This window comes from Nonomuraea maheshkhaliensis (assembly GCF_039529435.1).
Lineage (GTDB): Bacteria > Actinomycetota > Actinomycetes > Streptosporangiales > Streptosporangiaceae > Nonomuraea > Nonomuraea maheshkhaliensis.
Genome location: NZ_BAAAMU010000091.1, coordinates 21,990 through 41,088, shown reverse-complemented (window position 1 = coordinate 41,088; position 19,099 = coordinate 21,990). Strand labels below are relative to the sequence as shown.

The 19,099-nt window shown below is 71.5% G+C and carries 21 protein-coding genes, 1 tRNA gene and 1 pseudogene; 11 read left to right on the top strand and 12 right to left on the bottom strand.

The annotated features are described in order from the left end of the window. Positions 1–2,144, bottom strand: a 2,144-nt coding sequence (locus ABFX54_RS40660) for a tetratricopeptide repeat protein (protein WP_346112183.1), incomplete at its 3' end; no start/stop codon positions are given. 149 nt (positions 2,145–2,293) lie between these two features. Between ABFX54_RS40660 and ABFX54_RS40655 the strand changes: the two genes are divergently transcribed. The 3 genes from ABFX54_RS40655 to ABFX54_RS40645 all read left to right on the top strand — a co-directional run bounded on the left by ABFX54_RS40655 (position 2,294) and on the right by ABFX54_RS40645 (position 4,084). Continuing rightward, positions 2,294–2,848 (top strand): hypothetical protein, encoded by a 555-nt coding sequence (locus ABFX54_RS40655; RefSeq protein WP_346112182.1) that lies wholly within the window; start codon positions 2,294–2,296, stop codon positions 2,846–2,848. A gap of 101 nt (positions 2,849–2,949) precedes the next feature. Next, on the top strand, positions 2,950–3,333 hold the full coding sequence (locus ABFX54_RS40650) for a hypothetical protein (RefSeq protein WP_346112181.1): 384 nt from the start codon (positions 2,950–2,952) through the stop codon (positions 3,331–3,333). A 79-nt stretch (positions 3,334–3,412) separates the two neighbouring features. Further along, on the top strand, positions 3,413–4,084 hold the full coding sequence (locus tag ABFX54_RS40645) for a DUF6766 family protein (RefSeq protein WP_346112179.1): 672 nt from the start codon (positions 3,413–3,415) through the stop codon (positions 4,082–4,084). On the opposite strand, the gene ABFX54_RS40640 is transcribed toward ABFX54_RS40645, so the two are convergent. Beyond that, on the bottom strand, positions 4,009–4,869 hold the full coding sequence (locus tag ABFX54_RS40640; RefSeq protein ID WP_346112178.1) for a 1-aminocyclopropane-1-carboxylate deaminase/D-cysteine desulfhydrase: 861 nt from the start codon (positions 4,867–4,869) through the stop codon (positions 4,009–4,011). The genes ABFX54_RS40645 and ABFX54_RS40640 overlap by 76 nt on opposite strands. 43 nt (positions 4,870–4,912) lie before the next feature. Between ABFX54_RS40640 and galK the strand changes: the two genes are divergently transcribed. The 3 genes from galK to ABFX54_RS40625 all read left to right on the top strand — a co-directional run bounded on the left by galK (position 4,913) and on the right by ABFX54_RS40625 (position 7,245). Beyond that, on the top strand, positions 4,913–6,025 hold the full coding sequence (galK, locus tag ABFX54_RS40635; RefSeq protein WP_346112177.1) for a galactokinase: 1,113 nt from the start codon (positions 4,913–4,915) through the stop codon (positions 6,023–6,025). Between the two features lie 178 nt (positions 6,026–6,203). Further along, on the top strand, positions 6,204–6,803 hold the full coding sequence (locus ABFX54_RS40630; RefSeq protein ID WP_346112186.1) for a TetR/AcrR family transcriptional regulator: 600 nt from the start codon (positions 6,204–6,206) through the stop codon (positions 6,801–6,803). Positions 6,804–6,813: 10 nt separating this feature from the next. Further along, positions 6,814–7,245 carry a TetR/AcrR family transcriptional regulator C-terminal domain-containing protein gene (locus ABFX54_RS40625; protein WP_346112184.1) on the top strand — a complete coding sequence of 144 codons (432 nt, stop codon included), beginning with the start codon at positions 6,814–6,816 and terminating at the stop codon, positions 7,243–7,245. Positions 7,246–7,341: 96 nt separating this feature from the next. Here the strand turns inward: ABFX54_RS40625 and ABFX54_RS40620 are convergent, their stop codons facing one another. Continuing rightward, positions 7,342–8,118: an enoyl-CoA hydratase-related protein gene (locus tag ABFX54_RS40620; RefSeq protein ID WP_346112176.1), complete on the bottom strand. Its 777-nt coding sequence runs from the start codon at positions 8,116–8,118 to the stop codon at positions 7,342–7,344. A gap of 51 nt (positions 8,119–8,169) precedes the next feature. Between ABFX54_RS40620 and ABFX54_RS40615 the strand changes: the two genes are divergently transcribed. Beyond that, positions 8,170–8,874 (top strand): tyrosine-protein phosphatase, encoded by a 705-nt coding sequence (locus tag ABFX54_RS40615; protein WP_346112175.1) that lies wholly within the window; start codon positions 8,170–8,172, stop codon positions 8,872–8,874. Between the two features lie 106 nt (positions 8,875–8,980). On the opposite strand, the gene ABFX54_RS40610 is transcribed toward ABFX54_RS40615, so the two are convergent. The 4 genes from ABFX54_RS40610 to ABFX54_RS40595 form a co-directional block, all read right to left on the bottom strand. Beyond that, positions 8,981–10,111 carry a nitric oxide synthase oxygenase gene (locus ABFX54_RS40610; protein ID WP_346112173.1) on the bottom strand — a complete coding sequence of 377 codons (1,131 nt, stop codon included), beginning with the start codon at positions 10,109–10,111 and terminating at the stop codon, positions 8,981–8,983. A gap of 249 nt (positions 10,112–10,360) precedes the next feature. After that, positions 10,361–10,825 carry a hypothetical protein gene (locus ABFX54_RS40605; protein WP_346112172.1) on the bottom strand — a complete coding sequence of 155 codons (465 nt, stop codon included), beginning with the start codon at positions 10,823–10,825 and terminating at the stop codon, positions 10,361–10,363. Positions 10,826–10,917: 92 nt separating this feature from the next. After that, entirely contained in the window at positions 10,918–11,178 is a 261-nt protein-coding gene (locus ABFX54_RS40600; protein WP_346112171.1) for a cell division protein CrgA, read from the bottom strand. 94 nt (positions 11,179–11,272) lie between these two features. Beyond that, entirely contained in the window at positions 11,273–11,950 is a 678-nt protein-coding gene (locus ABFX54_RS40595) for a sulfotransferase family protein (protein ID WP_346112169.1), read from the bottom strand. 1,221 nt (positions 11,951–13,171) lie between these two features. Between ABFX54_RS40595 and ABFX54_RS40590 the strand changes: the two are divergent. Beyond that, positions 13,172–13,669 (top strand): annotated as a pseudogene (locus ABFX54_RS40590) (tyrosine-type recombinase/integrase); the annotation flags it as partial. Positions 13,670–13,761: 92 nt separating this feature from the next. Here ABFX54_RS40590 and ABFX54_RS40585 read toward each other — a convergent pair. After that, a tRNA-Asn gene (locus tag ABFX54_RS40585) sits at positions 13,762–13,833 on the bottom strand. A gap of 127 nt (positions 13,834–13,960) precedes the next feature. Between ABFX54_RS40585 and ABFX54_RS40580 the strand changes: the two genes are divergently transcribed. After that, positions 13,961–14,278, top strand: a complete 318-nt coding sequence (locus tag ABFX54_RS40580; protein WP_346112168.1) for a YtxH domain-containing protein — start codon at positions 13,961–13,963, stop codon at positions 14,276–14,278. A gap of 141 nt (positions 14,279–14,419) precedes the next feature. On the opposite strand, the gene ABFX54_RS40575 is transcribed toward ABFX54_RS40580, so the two are convergent. From ABFX54_RS40575 to ABFX54_RS40565, 3 genes are read right to left on the bottom strand one after another with little or no spacing between them, the layout of a single operon-like run. Further along, positions 14,420–14,893: a hypothetical protein gene (locus ABFX54_RS40575; protein WP_346112167.1), complete on the bottom strand. Its 474-nt coding sequence runs from the start codon at positions 14,891–14,893 to the stop codon at positions 14,420–14,422. Further along, positions 14,890–16,164, bottom strand: coding sequence for an amylo-alpha-1,6-glucosidase (locus ABFX54_RS40570; protein WP_346112165.1), 1,275 nt, complete (start codon positions 16,162–16,164; stop codon positions 14,890–14,892). The genes ABFX54_RS40575 and ABFX54_RS40570 overlap by 4 nt, the downstream gene beginning before the upstream one ends. 32 nt (positions 16,165–16,196) lie before the next feature. Beyond that, positions 16,197–16,355, bottom strand: a complete 159-nt coding sequence (locus tag ABFX54_RS40565) for a hypothetical protein (RefSeq protein WP_346112164.1) — start codon at positions 16,353–16,355, stop codon at positions 16,197–16,199. Between the two features lie 177 nt (positions 16,356–16,532). On the opposite strand from ABFX54_RS40565, the gene ABFX54_RS40560 reads away from it, so the two are divergent. Continuing rightward, positions 16,533–17,699 (top strand): coiled-coil domain-containing protein, encoded by a 1,167-nt coding sequence (locus ABFX54_RS40560; protein ID WP_346112163.1) that lies wholly within the window; start codon positions 16,533–16,535, stop codon positions 17,697–17,699. 43 nt (positions 17,700–17,742) lie between these two features. Here the strand turns inward: ABFX54_RS40560 and ABFX54_RS40555 are convergent, their stop codons facing one another. Further along, on the bottom strand, positions 17,743–17,916 hold the full coding sequence (locus ABFX54_RS40555; RefSeq protein ID WP_346112162.1) for a hypothetical protein: 174 nt from the start codon (positions 17,914–17,916) through the stop codon (positions 17,743–17,745). Here ABFX54_RS40555 and ABFX54_RS40550 point away from each other — a divergent pair. Further along, on the top strand, positions 17,906–19,099 hold a 1,194-nt coding region (locus tag ABFX54_RS40550; protein ID WP_346112161.1), incomplete at its 3' end, for a protein kinase domain-containing protein. The genes ABFX54_RS40555 and ABFX54_RS40550 overlap by 11 nt on opposite strands.

Below are 19,099 nucleotides of genomic sequence, written 5' to 3'. Positions count from 1 at the left end.
CCCTTGCGCTGCCAGGCGTGCGCGCTCTCCATGGCCAGCGCCGTCGCCATCGCGGCCGGGGCGTCGTCCTGCGGGAACGCCCGCCGCGCGGCCTCGAAGTCCTGGTCGAGCAGCAGCGCGCCGAACGCGCCGACCTCGTCGGAGGTCAGCGCGAGCGCGGCCCGCGCGGCCTCGACGTCGTCGATCCTGACGCGGGTGAACGCCAGCGGCAGCGCGGCGCGGTCCTGCCTGCCCTCGGCGATCAGACGCTCGTGCAGGCGGCAGGCGGCCAGCAGGTCTCCCTGCCTCTCGTACACGCCGACCAGCCCGGCGGCGGCCTCGACGCGCAGCCCCTGGTGCGCGCACTCCAGCACCGACTCGTACGCGGACCGCGCCTCGGCCGGGTCGTCCTCCTCGACGAGCCCGCCGAGCTGGTACGCCACCCACGGCGCGAGCACGGGATGCCCCTCCGCCCTGGCCCGGCGCAGCAACTCGACGGGCTGGGCGGCACCCGTGGGCAGGTCCTTGCGGATCAGCGCCGTGTACGACAACGCCAGCGGGTCCCCGCTGTCCGCCGCCCGCGCGAACATCGCCGCCGTCTCCGACAGGTCGTACCCGAGCACGGCCAGCAGCTGCGCGAACACGGCGAGGCCGATCGCGGAGACCGACGGGTCGGGATGCTCGGTGGTGACCTCGTAGCGGGTCAGGCCCTCCTCCCTGCCGAGCCGCTGGTGGGCGCAGGTCGCGGCCAGCACGGGGTGCGACTCCTCGCCCGACTCGCGCAGCAGGTGCAGCAGGAACGTCGCGTGCAGCCCCTGAGCCACGTCGTCGCCCTCGGCCACGTAGGCCAGCAGCTCGTCGGCCTGTTCCCGGTCGCCCTCCCCCAGCTCCAGCTGGGCCAGCGCCACCATGGCCCGCGACGACTCGGCCGGCGCCTCGGAGTCGACGGCTCCGCGCAGCAGCCGCCTGGCCTCGGCCAGGTCTCCCTCGCGCAGCCGGGCCAGGCCGTCGTCGATGTCCTGGAGCGCCTGCTCCGCGACGGGGTCGGCCAGCGGCTGCTGCCTGGCGGCATGCTCAAGCAGCAGCGCGGCCTTGAACGAGGTATCGGGGTCCTCGCTCGCCGCGGCCAGCCCGGCCAGCTCCACGACCTCGTCGCGTACCTCCCGATGAGCGTCGTGCAGCATGCCGAGCAGCGCGACGCAGATCGAGGTCCACTCGTTCTCGCCGGCCTCCAGCACGGCGCGCAGCTCGGCCAGCGCCTCGGCGCTCTCGCCCGCCTCGGTGTGCATCTGGGCCAGGCAGGCGTGCGCCTCGACGGCGTACTCGCGCTGACCGCTGGCGATCACCCGGTGGAAGATCGCCTTGGTCTCGGCCACGTCGCCGAGCTGCGCGGTCGCCTTGGCCAGTTCGATCAGCGCGGGCAGCCGGAACTCGGGCCTGGGGTCCTCGGCGGCCACCCGGTAGGCGGCGGCGGACTCGGCGTACTCGCCCAGATCCACCAGCACCGCACCGAGCAGGCTGTGCGCCATGGCCAGGTGGTCGGGGTGGCCGACGGCGATGGCGTGCTCGCACACCTCGCGGGCCGCGCCGAACTTCCCTTCGTCGGCGTAGGCCTGGTAGAGCTTGAACGCCGACAACGACACCACCTCCGGGTCGCCGCAGGTCAGCAGCGCCCGGTAGTCGTCCTCGGTCTCGGCCACCTCGTACAGGTCCCTGGCCGAGGCCGGGTCCTGCTCGAAGTCGGGCAGCTCCAGGCGGGCGGCCAGCTCCGCCACGGAGGGGCTGTCACACCTGCGGGCCCGCTCCAGCGCCGCCTGCGCGCCCGGCTCGTCGCCGAGCTGCGTGAGCACGAGCACGAGGGCGGTGTCGGCGAGCGCGGCCACCTCGAAATCCGCCCCGTCGGAGGCGATCATGAGCACCCGGTGCGCCGCCGCCCACTCCTTCGCCGTCACGAGCATCATGCCCATGGCGATGGCCGAACGCTGCCCGAACACGGGGTCGCCCGACTGGATCACCGACCTGTGCGCCGCCTCCGCTCCCTCCAGGTCACCCTGCTCCATCAGCAGCCCGGCCAGCAGATGGGACGCCTCCGGGTCACCCGTGGCCGCTATCTGCCTGAACAGCACGGCGGCCTGGTCGAGGTCTCCCGCTTTCCAGTGGCTCATGGCCGCGTCAAGCTGCTCCGACGCCATCATTCACTCCAAAGTCATCCAACAATGTGAAAAAGCTACACATGTGGCACGCGCGTCACAGGGCATTCCGAGATCTCCCGTCCTCACGCGTAGAACCCGGGGAGCGCCGTAGCGTAGTGCTCATGGGCAAGGCGTTCTGGATCGATCAGGAGTTCGACAGGGACCGCGACGGGCGCTATGCCGTACACGTCCGCAAGAACCTGGACGAGTTCGAGTGGGGTGACATCGCGCCCGTGCGTTTCGCCTGCACGGCGTGGCGGCTGGCCGCGCCGCCGTTCCTCGACCCCGGCTACGTACGGTGGGACCGGCGCGTTCTGGAGGCGACCTGCCACCGCAACACCTGGGACGGCACGCTCTACGCGCGGGTCAGGGTCGTGTCGCCGCTGCCTGAGGAGCTGCGGCGCTCGCGGACGTGGTGGCGCGACCGCGGCTGGCTGGGCTGGCAGGAGACCTTCGGCCAGTACGTCGAGCCGACCCAGCAGGACCTGGCCAGGATCCCGTTCCTGCGTGCCTCCCTCCTCGTCGAGGCGCCGGTGCCGCTGGACGACCTGCCGCCCGAGCCCGAGGGGCCGCACGAGGAGGTCGAGCAGAGCGCGCACCGGGCGGTGACGGTGCTCGCCCGCGAGCTCAACGCGCTGGTGTCGCCGGTGCTCGACCAGCTCGGGCCGATGCACTGACCCTGCCCTGAGAATCCTGCTCAGCGGACCCTGCTCAGCGGACCCTGCTCAGCGGACCCTGCGGCGAGCATGCCTGATGCTCCTGTGGGTAACAGAGGCCCATGAGAACGCCTCTCGTGGTGCTGGCGCTGATCCTGGTGCCGGTCTCGGCGTGCGCCGTGGACACCGCGTCCCCCGCACGAGCGGCCGAGCGCTTCCACGCGGCGATCTCCGCCCACCAGGAGCGGGCCGCGTGCGCGATGCTCACCCGCGAGACCGCCGACAGGCTGCCCGCCCGGGGCCAGACCTGCGCCGACGCGCTGAGGGAGCTGGGGCTCGGCCCCGGCGGCGGGGTCACCTCGGTGAGCGTGTGGGGCGACGAGGCGCAGGTCCGCCTGCGCGGCGACACGCTCTTCCTGCGCCGCTTCAGCGACGGCTGGCGGATCAGCGCGGCGGGCTGCAGCCCGGTGCGCGATCTCCCGTACGAGTGCGAGGTGGAGGACTGATGCGGGTGATGTTCGGGCTGACCCTGCTGGTGATCGCGCTCGGGCTGGCGGGCTTCTTCGCGATCGGATGGTCGAGGCTGTGAGATGGGTCAGGGAGAACGCGCTGTCGCTGACGTTCCTCATCCTGTTCCTGCTGGCGCTGGGCGGGCAGGCCGTGGCCGGGCTGCTGCAGTTCAACGACCAGCAGCTGGCCGAGGGCGCCGAGCCGGTCTCGCTGGTGCGGTTCGTGACCTCCTCGTCGTTCGCGGTGGACGTGGCGGAGAACTGGCAGTCCGAATACCTGCAGTTCTTCCTGTTCATCATGCTCACCGTCTGGCTGGTGCAGAAGGGCTCGCCCGAGTCCAAGGAGCTCGGCGAGGAGGGGCGCGAGTCGGACGAGGAACAGCGGATCGGGCCGCACGCCGGGCCGGGCTCGCCGCGCTGGGCCAGGGTCAAGGGGATGCGGCTGTGGCTGCTCAGCAACTCGCTCGGGATGGTGATGGGCGCCGTCTTCCTGCTGTCGTGGCTGGCGCAGTCGGTGGCGGGGCAGGCGGCGTACAACGCGGAGCGGCTCAGTGACCTGCGCGATCCGGTCACCTGGGGCTCGTACGTGACCTCGCCGGAGTTCTGGAACCGCAGCCTGCAGAACTGGCAGTCGGAGCTGCTGGCCGTGCTGTCGATGGTGGTGCTGTCGATCTATCTGCGCCAGCGGGGCTCACCGGAGTCGAAGCCGGTCGGGGCGCCGCACGCCTCGACCGGGGTCGAGGGCTGACCGGTGACCACGGCGACGACGCGGGTGCCCGGCGCGAGGACGCCCCGCCGGGCAAGGTCGACGATGCCGTAGAGCATCTTGGCCACGTAGATCCGCTCGACCCGATGCCGCTCGGCGAACGCGTCCAGGGCCGGCGTCGTCCTCGCGTACCCGCCGAAGTGGTAGCCGAGCTCGATCGACCAGTTCGGCCACGTGCGGCCGAAGGCCTCCCGCTGCAGCCTGGCCACCTCCTCCCGCAGGAAGCCGCCGCCCTTGAGCACCGCGAACCCGAGCGCCCGCCGCTCCGCGTCGAGGCACCCGGCGATGCCGGCCGAGATGCCCGCCAGGGTGCCGCCGGTGCCGACGGGGCAGCAGATGACGTCGTAGTCGCCGTCGATCTCCCCGGGCAGCTCGGCGCATCCGCGTACGGCCGCCGCGTTGCTCCCGCCCTCCGGCAGGATCACCACGTCCTCGCCCCACCGCGCCCGCAGCCCCGACTGCACCTCCTCGGTGTGCTTGCGCCGGTAGGTGGCCCGGTCGAGGTAGGTGAGCGTCATGCCGCAGGCCGCGGCTCGGGCCAGCGAGGGGTTGAGCGGCAGGTGCTCCTCGCCTCTGATGACCCCGATCGTCTCGATGCCGTGGCGCGCCCCCGCCTCGGCCACGGCCCTGATGTGGTTGGAGTAGGCGCCGCCGAACGTGAGCAGCCGCTTGTGCCCGAGGTTGTACTTGAGTTTGCGCGGTTTGTTGTCGTCGTGCCGCAGGAACACGCGGACCTGACCGAGCCCTGGGTCCAGCAGTTCCTCCATGGCGCTAGTCTACGGTCGGGCCTTTGTTGAGGAGTGTTCGATTATGGGCGTTGTTGAAGCTTTCCGTGCCGCGTACGGCGCGTCCCCCCAGACCGTCTGGCGTGCACCGGGCCGGGTCAACCTCATCGGCGAGCACACCGACTACAACGACGGCTTCGTGCTTCCGTTCGCGGTGCCGTGGGGCGTGACGGCGGCCCTGACCCCGCGCACCGACGGCACCATCCGCCTGCTCTCCCTCCAGGCCCCAGGCGAGCCGGTCACCATGGCCACCCGCGAGGAGTCCAAGGGCTGGACCCGCTACGTCGTCGGCGTGCTCGCGATGCTCGGCGACCGGGTCGAGGGCGCCGACATCGCGATCGACGGCGACGTCCCCAGCGGCGCCGGGCTGAGCTCCAGCGCGGCCCTTGAGGTGGCCGTCGCCTCCGCGCTCAACGACGTGCACGAGCTGGGCCTGACGCCCATGGAGCTGGCCCTGCTCAGCCAGAAGGCGGAGAACGACTTCGTCGGCATGCCCTGCGGCATCATGGACCAGGCCGCCTCGGCGCTGGGCAAGGAGGGGCACGCGTTGTTCCTCGACTGCCGCTCGCTCGGCTCCCGCAACATCCCGCTCGACCTGGCCGCGCACGGGCTGAGCATCCTCATCATCGACACGCAGGTGCACCACGAGCACGCGGGCGGCGAATACGCCAAGCGCCGCGCCGAGTGCGAGTCCGCGGCCCGCAAGCTCGGCGTCCCCGCCCTGCGCGACGTCACCGACCTGGCCGCCGCCCTCGACCAGCTGAAGGGCGACGAGCGCAAGCGCACGATGCACGTCGTGACGGAGAACCACCGCGTCGAGGCGCTGATCGGCCTGCTGCGGGCCGGCCAGGTCACCGAGATCGGCGCCCTGCTCAACGCCTCCCACCTGTCGCTCAGGGACCAGTACGAGGTGTCGTCGCCCGAGCTCGACCTGGCGGTGGAGGCCGCGATCCGGGGCGGGGCCCGGGGGGCGCGGATGACGGGCGGCGGGTTCGGCGGCTCGGCCATCGCGCTGGTGCCGGACGAGCGGCTGGAGGACGTCCAGCGGTCGGTGGCGGACGCTTACGCGGAGCGCGGGTACCAGGCGCCGCGCTTCCTGCCGGCCATCCCCTCCGCCGGCGCCCACCGCCTCTCCTGATCACCGCCTCTCCTGATCACCGCCTCTCCTGATCACCGCCTCTCCTGACGCTGTTCTCTGATCGGTGTCCGGTTTCGCCTAAACTAAGTGGAGCGTCGTTCCGATCGATCGATTGGTCGCCGGAGCCCGTTCCGCTTCGTCGGCGAAGGAGAGCACGGTGCCCACCACAGACCAGCCCATCCCCGAGGCGCCCGGCTCAGGGCGGCCCGGCGCGGCGCCGGTCAGGAACAAGCGGGCCGACGCGCGGCGCAACCAGCAGACGCTGCTGGCCGCCGCCGCCGAGGTGTTCGTCGCCTCGGGCGTCGACGCGCCGATCAGGGAGATCGCGGCCAAGGCGGGCGTCGGGGTGGGGACGATCTATCGCCACTTCCCGTCCCGGGCCGACCTCATCGTCGCCGTCTACCGCCACCAGGTCGAAGCCTGCGCGGAGGCCGGCCCGGCGCTGCTGGCGGAGACCGGCTCCCCGTACGAGGCACTGCGCCGGTGGATCGACCTCTTCGTGGACTTCCTGGTCACGAAGCACGGGCTGGCCAAGGCGATGCAGTCCGACAGCAACGGCTTCTCGACGCTGCACGCCTACTTCCTCGACCGCCTGGAGCCGGTCGCCGCCCGGCTGATCGAGGCCGGGGTGGAGGCGGGCGAGATCGAGCCGGGCACGCGCGCGTACGAGCTGATGCGCGGCGTCGGCGACCTGTGCGTGGACCACGGCAGCGACCCGCGCTACGACCCGCGCCACCTGATCGACCTCGTCTTCAGGGGGCTGCGGCGCACTCCCTGAGCACCGCGGCCTGACGCCGCCAGAGCCGGAGGAACGCTGGCAGGACTGGCTGAGCGGCCTGGCCGCCCGGCTGCGCCGAGCGCCGCCGGCCCGTCCCGACGGCGCCAGGATCGTCTCGGCGGCCCAGCTCTCGCTCAAGATGGCGGCGATCTCGGAGCTGGCGATGAGGACGCCGGTCGAACGCGGCTTCGCGCTGCGGCAGGCGCGCCTGATCGTCCTGACGGTGGAGCGCTTCACCATCGGGTTCGTCCTGGAGGAGCAGTGGCCCCGGCCGGGCGGCGGGGAGGAGGTCGACCTGGCCGCGTACCGGGAGATGTTCCCGACCGTCATGGCCGGCGTGACCGACTACCTCCAGCGCGGCCGCACCGTGGACGACCTGTTCCACGGCTGCCTGCGGATGGTCGTCGAGGGGCCTCCGGCAGCGCCCGACCCCGCACCCTGACCGGCGGCACCGTCACACCGGCGGGGCCGTCACGGGGCCGTCACGGGGCCGTCACGGGGCCGTCACGGGGCCGTCACGGGGCCGTCGCCGGAGCCGTTACAGGGGCGGGAAGTTCGGCGGGCGGCGCTCCAGGAAGCTCGCCACGCCCTCCGCGAAGTCCGGCCGCTCGAAGGAGGCGAGCATCTCCTGGGTGGCCGCCTTGGCCGACTCCTCCAGCGTGGTGTCCCAGTCGTGCCACACCTGCCGCTTGATCACCGCCATGGACGCAGGGGAGCTGTGCACCGCCAGTTCCCCTGCGTAGGCGCGGGCCTGCTCCAGCAGTTCCTCCCCCGGCACGGCCCGGTTGGCCAGCCCCAGCTCGTACGCCTCCCGCCCCGAGAACACCCGCCCCGACAGCAGGATGTCCATGGCCCGCTGCTGCCCCATGACGCGCGGCAGCACCCAGGACAGCCCGTACTCGGCGACCAGCCCGCGGCGCGGGAAGGCCGTCGTCCACTTGGCCTCCTCGGCCGTGAAGACGAGGTCGCAGACGAGGGCGTGCACGATGCCCAGGCCGGCGCAGGCCCCGTTGACGGCGGCGATGATCGGCTTGGCGATGGTCGTGGGGAAGGTGGTGGGACGGGGGTCGGGGGCCTCGTCGTACGAGCCGGTCTGGATGGCGGTCAGCGTCTTGAAGTCGGCTCCCGAGCAGAACCCCTTGCCCGCGCCGGTGACCACCACGGCCCGCACGCCGGGATCCCGCTCCGCCTCCGCCAGCAGGTCGAAGTAGCGCCGCCCCATCGCGTCGGTCCACGCGTTGAGCGTGTCCGGCCGGTTGAAGGTCAGCGTGAGCACGCCCATGTCGTCGAGCGTCGAGAGCACCAGTTCCGCCATGCCCTAACAGAACCATGTTCTAGCCCGGGAAGGCAAGGATACGGTGGTCCCATGGAGCGGCATCTGGCGTGGGAGGGCTGCCACAACGTCCGCGACCTGGGCGGCCTGGCGACGGTTGACGGGCGGCGTACGCGCTGGGGGGCGGTGGTGCGTTCCGACACGCCCGACCGGCTCACCCCGGCCGGCTGGGCGGCCGCCGCCGCTCACGGCGTACGGACGATCGTCGACCTGCGCACCCCCGGCGAGCACCACGCCGCCCCCGGCCACCGCCCGCCCGGGATGACGGTCGTCGGCGTGCCCCTGCACCGCCACGACGACCCCGCCCTCGCCCGGTACGGCGGGACGCCGCTCTACCTGGGCCCGTTCCTCGACCGGCGGGCCGATCTGTGCGTCCTCGCCCTGCGCGCCGTCGCGCGGGCCGAGCCCGGCGGGGTGCTCGTCCACTGCGTGGCCGGCCGTGACCGCACCGGGCTGATCGCGCTGCTGCTGCTCGCGCTGGCCGGGGTCGGGCCCGCCGGCATCCTGGCCGACTACGCCTGCTCGGCGGCCCGGCTGAGCCCCCTGTACGCCCTGCTGGGCGAGCCCGACGACGACCTGCGCGTACGGGCACGCCTGGAGGAGGCAGGGACCACCACGGAGGAGGTCGTGCTGGCCCTGCTGGCGCGCCTCGACGTGGAGGCGCGCCTGACGGCGGGCGGCCTGACCGCCGCCGAGATCACCACACTCCGCGACCGCCTGACCGAACCACCCGCCTGACGGCAGCGAGCGTCCCGCGACGACGGCCGGCTCGGAGCGGACGACTCGCGGCGACGGGCGGCGGACGGGCGTGGGGCCTGCGCTGCCTCCGCTCCCGACACACCTCCTACCGATGGTGGACGAAGGCGGGGGTCAGGACGCGGGTGTCGTAGTAGCGGTGGAAGACGGGCGTGGCGCTGCCCGACAGCGGTGGCACGATCCACGACCAGTCCGCCGGGCAGACTCGTCCCGCCTGCTCCTCCCGCGACAGATGCGTCAGGAAGCGCCGCGACTCCGTGTGATGATCGGTCATGCTCACCCCGGCCCGCTCGAACGAGTGCAGCACCGCCACGTTGAGCTCCACCAGCGCGTGGTCGCGCCACAGCGTCCGCTCGCTGGAGGTGTCCAGCCCGAGCCGCTCCGCCACCACCCCGAGCTGGTCGTACCTGTCCTCGTCCGCCAGGTTGCGCGCGCCGATCTCGGTGCCCATGTACCAGCCGTTGAAGGGCGCACAGGGATAGCAGATTCCGCCGATCTCCAGGCACATGTCCGAGATGGCCGGTACGGCGTGCCAGCGCAGGCCGAGCTCCTCGAACCACGGATAGTCGGGATGCGTCAGCGGCACCTCCAGCACGGCGTCCCCCGGCAGGTTGCACAGAAGCGGCTCGCCCGCCGGGGGCCGGATCACGAGCGGCAGCACGTCGAACCGGCCGCCCCGGCCGCGCCAGCCCAGACCGGTCGCCGTCTCGGTGAGCGCGACGTTGGCCGGATCGCCGCGTACGCCGTCCGGAGTGCGATATCCGGCATAACGGATGAGCTGGTCGTTCAGAATGCGGAAGCCGGGCAGGGTGGGCGTGTCGGGCGGCAGCACGGTGACCGTGGGCCTGATCTTGCCTTTGCCCGTGGCTTCGCGCAGGTGGGCCACGCATTCGAGGGCGACCCCCTCGGCCGTGCCCACCTGGCGGCGGTCACGTACCTTGAGCGAGCGCCAGTACAACCGTCCGATGCACCGGTTGCTGTTGCGCCAGGCCACCCGGGCCCCGAACTCCAGCTCCTCGTACGTGTGCGTGTAGGTCCCGCGCCGGGCCACCTCCCTGGCGACGTCGCGCAGGCGGGCGTACGCGTTCCCGGCGGAGGGGTTCTCGGCGTGGAAGAGCCTGATGAAACGCTCGGCCTCACCGAGGTCGGTGGTGCGCCTGACCACCGTGCGGGCGGCGGGCGCGTCGAAGGGTCGAAGAGATTTGATCCAGGTAGGCACGCGGCAGTCAGCACTTCTCCGTCAGCGGAGCGCCCCGCCGATTCCGGGTCGGCGACACGTCCTGGTGGCGCCCTCTCCACGCCTCCGTCACGGTTCCCGCGGCTCCGGCCCGAACGACCGGCCCTTCCATCCTTGCGTGCCATGCCTGCCTTGTCCCAGGAACGGGAAAACGGGTGATGGTCGAGTCACATAGCGTGAAATGCCACGCGCCCCCGGGAACCCTGCCGGGGGCGCGTGACTGTGGCCGGGTCACCGGCGGGCGCGGCCCTCCCACACGCAGGTGAGGCGGATGACGCGCTTGTCACGCCACCGCTTGCCGGCCTTCCCGCGCCCGATCTCGCGTGCCGGAACGCGGATCGTCAGCCGCTCGGACGTCCCGCGCCATACCTCGTCCTCGACCGCTCGCGCGGGCCGTACGTCGTCCTGCGCGGCCCGCGCGGGCACGACCTCGGCGTACTCGCCGTCGATCAGCTCGGCCGCCCTGGCCCTGGACAGACGCACGACCTCACCGTCACTCGTCCAGCACACGAGCCTGGCACCGCGCGGCGCACGCTCGGTGTACCCGTCGTGCCGGTCGTACCCGTCGTGCCGGTCGTGCCCGCCGAGCACCCTGACGGGCCCGTCAGGGTGCTCATCGGCCAGTGCCGGCCCGGCCATGCCGCCGAGCCCGAGCGCCGCGACCGTGGCGACGATCGCCAGGTGTCGCTTCATCATTGGGATCTCCCTCCCCGAAGGGTTTCGACACCCCAGAGGGTCGCCCGCGACACCTGAAGCGAGCCTTAAGACACCCGAAGCGACCTTCAGCTTCAGGGCCGGCGGCGTGCCACCACGATGGCCACCACCGCCTGCACCAGGGCGAAGAACATGCCGAGCAGAATGAACGCGAAGCCGACGAGCAGGTTCCAGTTGCCCAGCTCGGCGAGGCCGGGCAGAGCGGGGTTCACGTAGAACACGACGATCCACAGAACGCCGATGATCCAGGACAGGCCCATCGCCAGCAACGGCCAGATGGGGGTGCGCCGGGGACGCCGCGACGAGCGGCCGGGCGAATCGGGTGAATAAGCCACTCGTTCACTCCTGTGGTGGGGGTCGTCGGGGAACGCACCGGTCAGAACCAACGCCATCAAAGCACGGCGACCGCGGTTCCGCCCCCTCCCGGCTTCACGCGTCGCGGGGGTACCCGAGCAGTTCCATGGCCGCGACGTTGTCGGGGCGGGACCAGAAGAGCCGGTGCAGCTCGTCCGGCAGCTCGTCCGCGTGCGTACCCGTATGACCTCTCCTGAAGAAGCCGCCGTCGACCTGGCGCAACTCCGCGAAGGTGGGGATCCGGGCGTCGGGCAGCGGCCGCAGGGACGGCACCAGCGCGGCCACCGCCTGCTCGACGGCCCGGCGCGGCTCGCGGATCAGGTCCTCGTGGCGGAGCGGCACGCGATGGGGCGCGGGCGGCCGGAGCCGGCTCAGCACGTTCCGCCCCCAACTGCCCGTGCCCACGGCCTCACGGCGGTCGATGATCCTGCGCGCCTCGGCCTCGAAGTCGGGCGCGCCGTTCAGCCTGGCCCATGAGGTGATGGAGTCGCGGCCGTCCCGGACGAGGCAGATCGCGGGGTCCTCCTCGCCCGCGCGCTGCCGGTGCGTCTTGACGAAGTGCGGCCGCTCGGAGGCGCGCATCTCCCCGATCGACGAGGACCGCTCCTCGAACCCGATCAGTTCGGACCCGAGCCGCTCGGCCACGCCGTCCACGTCGTAGACGGTGGAGGTACGCACGCCGTACAGGTGCTTGAGGACGATGCGCGGGAAGGTGTTGCCCGACCGGGGAAACGAGGCGACCCAGATGATCACGCCTCCGACCGCACATTCCGCACCCGCCGCGCGTCGCGCATCTACGATCGCCGTCGTGGGCGTGGGCTTCATGATCGGCGCGGTGGCCCCGGCCATCGGATCGGACCCCCGGGACCGCAGGCGCCCGCAACGCAAAGACGGGCCAACGCACCCAAGCCATGGGGTGAGACTGTGAGCCGCCCGACGATCACGGGTTGACCCGCCGAGCTCCCGCAACGACTCAGGCCCCCTTCCGGAGGAAGAGGGCCTGGATGACTGGCTCCCGCGATAGGACTCGAACCAGCTGCCCGCCGTTTGGCTCAGTTCATGCGGATCCGGATGCGAGGTCAGCCCGTTCGTCTGAGTTCGCATCCAGTCCGGCTCGTTCAGCGCGCGTGGCTCCCGACCTTGCGTTTCGCCTGGTCAACCCGTCTGTTCATGTGCGCGTAGGGCATCGGTAGGTTCCCGCGGGCGTCTTCGATGTCACTCGCTTTGTCACTCAGGTCGGGGGTCAGATCTGTCGTTCCTGCGGCGGAGAACCCATTCGCCTTCGTCACGCCTTTTCGTGAGTCCAGCCCGGCCGCCACGCTCCGTACGTAAAGCCGTACGCCTTCCCGGTGCAGGGGCCGGTTCGATTGCACGAATGCTTTGCGAACCTCAGCCGGCTGACCTTCCCGCGTTCAAGGCCGTAGTAGTCCAGCCTCCACCTCCAGAGATTGGGCCCGACTCCTTTGGTGCAGAGTGGAATGACTTTCGCGAGATTGTAGGCCTTTTCCCGAGCGGTGCTTTTCCCCGTAGGGTATCCCCACGCGAACCTGATGTGCTGCTCGCCGACTTTGTACCGCGAGATGCCAGTATCGTAGGACTTTTTAGTGGTCCCCTGCTTGCATGTCGCACCCCACTTGGTGTACAGGAAGCCGGGAGACGCTGAAGCCGCTTGCGGCACAATCGCTACTCCGCCAATAGCGATCACGGATGTTGCAACCCCTACAGCGAATCGCCGCATTACCGAGCTAGCCGGTTTCCTCATGATCCCGCCTTTCGTCGAAAGACACCAACGATGAGATCGTACGAGTGGGCGGTATATCTGAGGTATGTCGGAGATATTGCCCGACCACAATTACTCTGCGCTGCCTGCCCGTCTGCCGATAAGGTAGCGGGCCAGCCCGGCCGCGCGCCCGGCGCCAGGATCGCGATGGAGCGCAGGCGGCCCCGCGGCCGGTCTGCAAGGCGCGCAAGCTCCTCTGGGAAGCCGTGGACCTGGACGGCACGCCTTCTGCCATTTCGGTCCTGCGCGCCGACCGGGTCGGCGGGGACACCAAGACCAAGAAGTCACGCCGGGCGCTCGCCCTGCCGGCCCTCGTGGTCGAGGAACTGAAGCGGCATCGCGTCCGTCAGGCCACGCAACGGCTCGCGGCCGGTGAGGCGTGGCAGGAACACGGCCTGGTCTTCACCCGCGACGACGGGACCATGCTCGACCCCATGCGCGTTCTGCGTGGCCTACGCGTGATCACCGGGAAGGCCGGCATCGGTGGCCGTTGGAAGGTGCGGGAGCTCCGGCACTCGTTCGTCCCGATCCTGAGTGACGGGAACGTGTCGGTGGAGCGCATCGCCGATCTCGTCGGGCACCCGACGCCCGGCACGACGCAGACCGTCTATCGGCATCAGATCAGGCCGATCATCGTCCATGGTGCCGAAGCCATGGATGCGGTCTTCGGGAGCGGTGACCCGTCCGGGTAGCGGCTCCCCTGTTGGCTCCCGGAACGGCTCAGGCCCCCTGTCCTCGATCCGAGGAGGGGGCCTGACCTGTGATTCGGAAGCCTCTAGCGAAGCTCCCGCGATAGGACTCGAACCTATAACCTGCCGGTTAACAGCCGGCTGCTCTGCCGTTGAGCTACGCGGGATCGATCTGTTTGCCCACCTCGCCGGGGGTCTGTGCCCCCGTCGCTGCGCGCAGGAATAGATTAGCGCACTCCGGGAGTGCGTGTCGCATCGTCAGCGGGGTAGGCCCGGAGACAGCGGAGGTGCGAAATGCGTTATCGACTGACATTCGCTGTCGGGCTGGCTGTCGGCTACGTGCTGGGCAGCCGGGCCGGGCGCGAACGGTACGAGCAGATCAAGCGGACCGCGCAGCGCGTGGCCGACAATCCCCGGGTACAGGAAGCGGCCGGGGTGGTCGGGGCGCAGGCGTCGAGGTTCGCGGGAATGGCCAGGGCGAGGGTGGGTGACACGCTGCAGCAGCGGATCCCGTTCCTCCATTCGGAAGAGCACGGCACGGGGAACGGGACCGGCTGGCCCGACGAGGAGGCCGCCGAGCGGAAGGCCCGCGAGAGCGGCATCCCCTACTGAGGCCTACCCACGCGCCTGAACAAACGCGCCGCAGGCGCACACCTGAGGCGCACACCTGAGGCGCGCACCGATCGGCAGGGGATTGAGCGGCCGTACACCCCCCGCGAGCCTGCGGCCGCCCCCACGCCGGCGCAGAAGGAGTCAGACGCCCATGCTGCGGCGTACGCCTTCCAGAGCCTGTTCGGCCTGGGCGCGCAGGCCGGGGTCGGCGGGGTCGAGGCCGTCGTCGAAGACGAGGGTCCAGCCGAGCATCTCGCCGCCGGGCCTGCGCCTGGCCACCAGCCGGACGCCGCCCCTCCCGGGCAGTTGCACGTGCTTGTTGACCACAATCGTGGAGTTGACCCGCTCGCGTACGGTCTCGGGCATCATGCGCGGCTCGGTGACCCGCTCGAAGTGCCGGACGCCGCCCGTGGTGATCACGAGCAGGCCGTCCTCGTCCCACGAGGCCCGGTCGATCTCCTCGTACGGCAGGCGGGTGCCCCCGGGCAGGTGGAGCGCGAGGTTGGTGGCGACCAGGTGGCCCGCCTCGGCGGCGGCGAACGTCAGCACCCGCTCCCCCTTCTCGATGTCCAGGGAACGGCGCACGTCAGCGGGCAGCCGGCGGAAAAGACTCATTCGACCACAGTATCCGCGAGCAGATCCAGGGTGAGCGCCGCACTCCAGGAGAAGTCCCTGCAGCCCCGCCCGCTGCCGTCGAAGGGGTCGAAGCACTCGCGGAAACCGGCCTGGCGGACCAGGCGCAGGGTGCCGTTGGTGAGCTGCTGGCCGAGCTGGTCGAGCGAGTGCACGGCCGCGGCCCTGCGCAGCAGCCAGTTGGTGTTCACCCAGGAGGGGCCGCGCCAGTAGCGGGTGCGGTCGAACTGGGTGGCGCGGATCTCGCAGCTGGGCACCGGATAGCCGGTCGCGCCCATGAACCTGGCCGACTCCAGCACGTCGACGGCGGCTCGCAGCCGGTCGGCGGGCAGGCCGGGGTCGAGCAGCGGCCCGAACGCGCCGACCGTGCAGACCCGGATGAGCCGGTCCGCGCGCAGGTCCCTGGCGTAGAAGCAGCCGTCCCAGAGGCGTTCGAGCAGGGCCCGCCTGATGCGTTCCGCCTGCTCGGCGTGCGGCGCGGGATCGACGCCGGCGAGCGGGGCCAGCTCCGCCATGGCCTGGCAGGAGGCCAGCCAGATCCCGTTGAACATCGGGTCCTCGATGGCGAACGGGTGCTCGTCGCGCAGGTAGCCGGGGCTGTAACCGGCGTCCCGGTAGCGCATCGCCAGCCAGACGTAGCGGTCGTGGTCGCTGTCGGGGTGGCGTTCCTCCATCTCGACGTGGTGGTAGCCGTACCGGATCGAGGGCAGCGCGTTGAGCGGCTCGTCCCAGGCCGGGCTGTCGTCCATGCCCGACTCCCAGGGATGCACGATCGCGGCCAGCCCGGCGCCGCCCAGGTCGCGGGCGGAGGCGAGGTAGTCGTGCTGGGCGGCCAGCGCCGGGTACGCCTGCCTGACGAACGCGGCGTCGCCCGTGTGGCGGTAGAGCCACCACAGCGCCAGCCCGTGCAGGGGCGGCGCGGTGAGTCCTGAGGTGAGCACGCGGGGCGCGGCCTCGTGCTCCTGCGATCGCCACACGGAAGGGCCGGGGAAGTACGCTTCGCGGGTATGGAAGACGATGTGCGGCACCATTCCGGTGGCCCACTGCCCGCGCAGCAGGCTGAGCAGCTCGTCGCGGGCCCGGTCCGGCCGGTGTCTGGCCAGGCCGATGACGACGAACGCGGAGTCCCAGCTCCATTGGTGCGGATACAGCCCTGGCGCGGGCACGGTGCCGGTGCCCGTCCAGTTCGCCTCGAGCACGGCCAGGGCCTCGCGCCCGAGCGCGGCATCGTCGACCGCGGGCCGCGCCTCCATCACCTCACTATGACTGCGGACGCCTCAGGAAGCTATGTCCGCTTGAGCCACTTCGAGGCGAACATGACGGCGAACGCGACGGCGCCGATGACGAGCCCCCACTTGAGCAACGTCAGGGCGAAACCCACGAGGGGGCCGAGCAGCATGAGCGCGGCGATGACGGCCGCGACGATCAGAAGAATTCGTCCCATGACCACCACGCTAAGAGATCGTTAAGTGGTTTGCAGGCGAGGCAGGGTTGAATCAGGGACAAGTCAGGGGTCACCCCGAGCCAAAGGAACTAAAGCCCATGAACCCGCCGTTGAGGCGGTATAAACGGGGCAGCGGGGGGCCTCTTCACGGGGAGCGTGATGAGCCTGGGACCACCAATGAGCAGGGAGGGCGCCGAGCACGCGCTGCGCGCTCGGGCCGACGAACGTGACCGGATCTCCGGCGACCTGCTCGATCTCGAATCCCACACCACCTACCAGTTGCTGCGCGGCGCCTCCTTACGCGGGGCGACCGAGCGGCGCTGGGCCGCCGCGCAGGAGGCGCTGGCCGGGCTGTGGGCGCTCAACGACGCCTACCGCGCCGTGCTGCGCGACGCCGAGCAGATCCGGGCCTCCCGTCCCCGGCTCGGCGCCGACCAGCTCGCCCGGCTCACCGAGCTGCTGTCGGGCCCATCCGTGGTGCTGCGGACCGCCGCCAAGCCGGTCGAGCAGCGTTCGCTGCGCCCGCAGGCCGACACGCGCCTGACGCTCGACGAGACCGTGACCCGGATGGACGCCGCGTTCCGCGAGGTCACGGCCGCCCTGAACGACATCGACGCGGTGTGGAACGCCGTGCTGCCCCGCCTCGACGAGGCCGGCGCCCGCCTGCGCCGCATCCGCGAGCTGGAGAGCCTGCTGGGCGAGAGCTCCGACCTGGCCGCCCAGGAGGCGGAGCTGCGGCGGATGCGCGCGGCGGCGGTCGAGGACCCGCTGGGCCCCTCCGTCGCGCAAGAGCTCGACCGGATGGCCGAACTGCTGGCCGGCTCGCTGGCGGAGGTCGAGCTGGCGCTCGTGGTCAAGGACGAGTACGCCAGGCGCAGAGAGGACCTGGTGGCCGCGCTCGACCGGGTGCGGGCCGCCGAGAGCGAGACCCGGCTGGCCCACGGCTCGGTCGTGGTCAAGATCGCCCTGCCGCCGCAGGCGCAGCCGCGCAGCAGGGTCGAGGCGCTGGCCGGGGAGCTGGACGCGCTCGACGCCTCCGCCGATCCCTGGGTGTTGCGGGCCAAGCGGCTGTCGGCGCTGGAGGAGGAGACCCGCAAGGCCGCCGACCAGGCGTACGCCACCGCCAAAGCGCTTTACGGGCTCGTCGCCCGGCGCGACGAGCTGCGCGGCCGGCTCGGCGCCTGCCAGGCGATGGCGGTGCGCAAGGGGCTGGCCGAGGACCCGGTGATCTCGGAGCTGTACGAGCGGGCGCGTGTGCTGCTGTGGAGTGCCCCCTGCGATCTGACGAGGGCGGCCGAGGCCGTCGAGAACTACCAGCGCGCGATTTCCGGAGGTAGGCGATGACCCGCTGCGCGCAGCCCGGCTGCACAGGGACGATCGAGGAGGGCTACTGCGACCAGTGCGGCCACGCGGCGACCCCGTCACCACTGCCTCCGTCGTCGGCGCCGTTATCGGTGCCGTCATCGGTGCCGTTGTCGGGCCCCCTCGACACGCAGCCGGTCAGCAGATCGATGAGCTCCCCGTCGAGCAGCGGCAGGTCGCGGGCCGGGGTGCTGGCCACGATCGCCGACCTGCCCTCGGTCCCCTACCGCGACCCGTCCACCGCGGTGATGGCCAACCCCGAGGTGCCGGAGGAGAAGCGCCACTGCGCCAACCCCGACTGCGGCAAGCCGGTGGGCCGCTCGCGCGAGGGCCGCCCCGGGCTGACGGACGGGTTCTGCCCGCACTGCCGCACCCAGTTCTCCTTCGCCCCGAAGCTGGCCGAGGACGACATGGTCGCCGGCCAGTACCGGGTGCTGGGCTGCCTGGCGCACGGCGGTCTCGGCTGGATCTACCTGGCCTCCGACGAGAACCTGGACGGCCGGTGGGTGGTGCTCAAGGGCCTGCTCAACACCATGGACGCCGAGGCGCTGGCGGCGGCCGAGGCCGAGCGGAAGTTCCTGACCACCGTCGACCACCCCAACATCGTCAAGATCTTCAACTTCCAGCGCTCGGCCGGGCTGGGCTACATCGTCATGGAGTACGTCGGCGGCCAGTCGCTGCACGAGCTGCGCCGCCAGGGCCCGCTGCCGCTGCGCGAGGCCCTGATGTACGGCAGGGAGATCCTGCACGCCTTCGGCTACCTGCACGAGAACGGCCTGGTCTACTGCGACCTCAAGCCGGCCAACGTGATCAGGGTCGGCCGGCGGCTCAAACTCATCGACCTGGGCGCGGTGCAGCCGTTCGGCTCGCCGGTGGGCTCGTCCTGGGTCACCGTCGGCTACCACGCTCCCGAGCTGGAGACGCAGCCGTCGTCGATCGCCTCCGATCTCTACACCGTGGCCAGGACGCTGGCGGTGCTGGCGATCCCCGGGTTCAGCCCGGCCTCGGGCGGCGTGGCCAACCCGCTGCCGGCCGACTGCGGGCATCCGTCGTTCACCCGGCTGCTGCGCAAGGCGACCGCGGCGAACCCCGCCGACAGGTTCCAGAGCGCGTGGGAGATGGAGGAGCAGCTCGTCGGCGTGCTGCGCGAGGTCAGCGCGCTGGAGAGCGGGGTGCCGCACCCGGCGCTGTCGACGCTGTTCGGGCCCGAGCGCACGGCCGTCGGGACGGCGCTGTCGCAGCGCGAGGGCGAGGTGTTCGAGCCGCTGGACCCGGTGGCGGTGGCCCGCGCGCTGCCGGTGCCGCTGGTGGATCCGGCAGACCCGGCGGCCGGCGCGCTCGCCGCGCGGCTCGGCCGCGACGGCAAGGAGCTGCTCGACCAG

Excerpts from the sequence above, each read along its gene's own strand:
- ABFX54_RS40655 (WP_346112182.1), top strand. The coding sequence starts at position 2,294 with ATGGGCAAGGCGTTCTGGATCGATCAGGAGTTCGACAGGGACCGCGAC.
- ABFX54_RS40650 (WP_346112181.1), top strand. The coding sequence starts at position 2,950 with ATGAGAACGCCTCTCGTGGTGCTGGCGCTGATCCTGGTGCCGGTCTCG.
- ABFX54_RS40640 (WP_346112178.1), bottom strand. The coding sequence starts at position 4,869 with ATGGAGGAACTGCTGGACCCAGGGCTCGGTCAGGTCCGCGTGTTCCTG.
- galK (WP_346112177.1), top strand. The coding sequence starts at position 4,913 with ATGGGCGTTGTTGAAGCTTTCCGTGCCGCGTACGGCGCGTCCCCCCAG.
- ABFX54_RS40620 (WP_346112176.1), bottom strand. The coding sequence starts at position 8,118 with ATGGCGGAACTGGTGCTCTCGACGCTCGACGACATGGGCGTGCTCACG.
- ABFX54_RS40615 (WP_346112175.1), top strand. The coding sequence starts at position 8,170 with ATGGAGCGGCATCTGGCGTGGGAGGGCTGCCACAACGTCCGCGACCTG.
- ABFX54_RS40605 (WP_346112172.1), bottom strand. The coding sequence starts at position 10,825 with ATGATGAAGCGACACCTGGCGATCGTCGCCACGGTCGCGGCGCTCGGG.
- ABFX54_RS40580 (WP_346112168.1), top strand. The coding sequence starts at position 13,961 with ATGCGTTATCGACTGACATTCGCTGTCGGGCTGGCTGTCGGCTACGTG.
- ABFX54_RS40575 (WP_346112167.1), bottom strand. The coding sequence starts at position 14,893 with ATGAGTCTTTTCCGCCGGCTGCCCGCTGACGTGCGCCGTTCCCTGGAC.
- ABFX54_RS40570 (WP_346112165.1), bottom strand. The coding sequence starts at position 16,164 with ATGGAGGCGCGGCCCGCGGTCGACGATGCCGCGCTCGGGCGCGAGGCC.
- ABFX54_RS40565 (WP_346112164.1), bottom strand. The coding sequence starts at position 16,355 with ATGGGACGAATTCTTCTGATCGTCGCGGCCGTCATCGCCGCGCTCATG.
- ABFX54_RS40560 (WP_346112163.1), top strand. The coding sequence starts at position 16,533 with ATGAGCAGGGAGGGCGCCGAGCACGCGCTGCGCGCTCGGGCCGACGAA.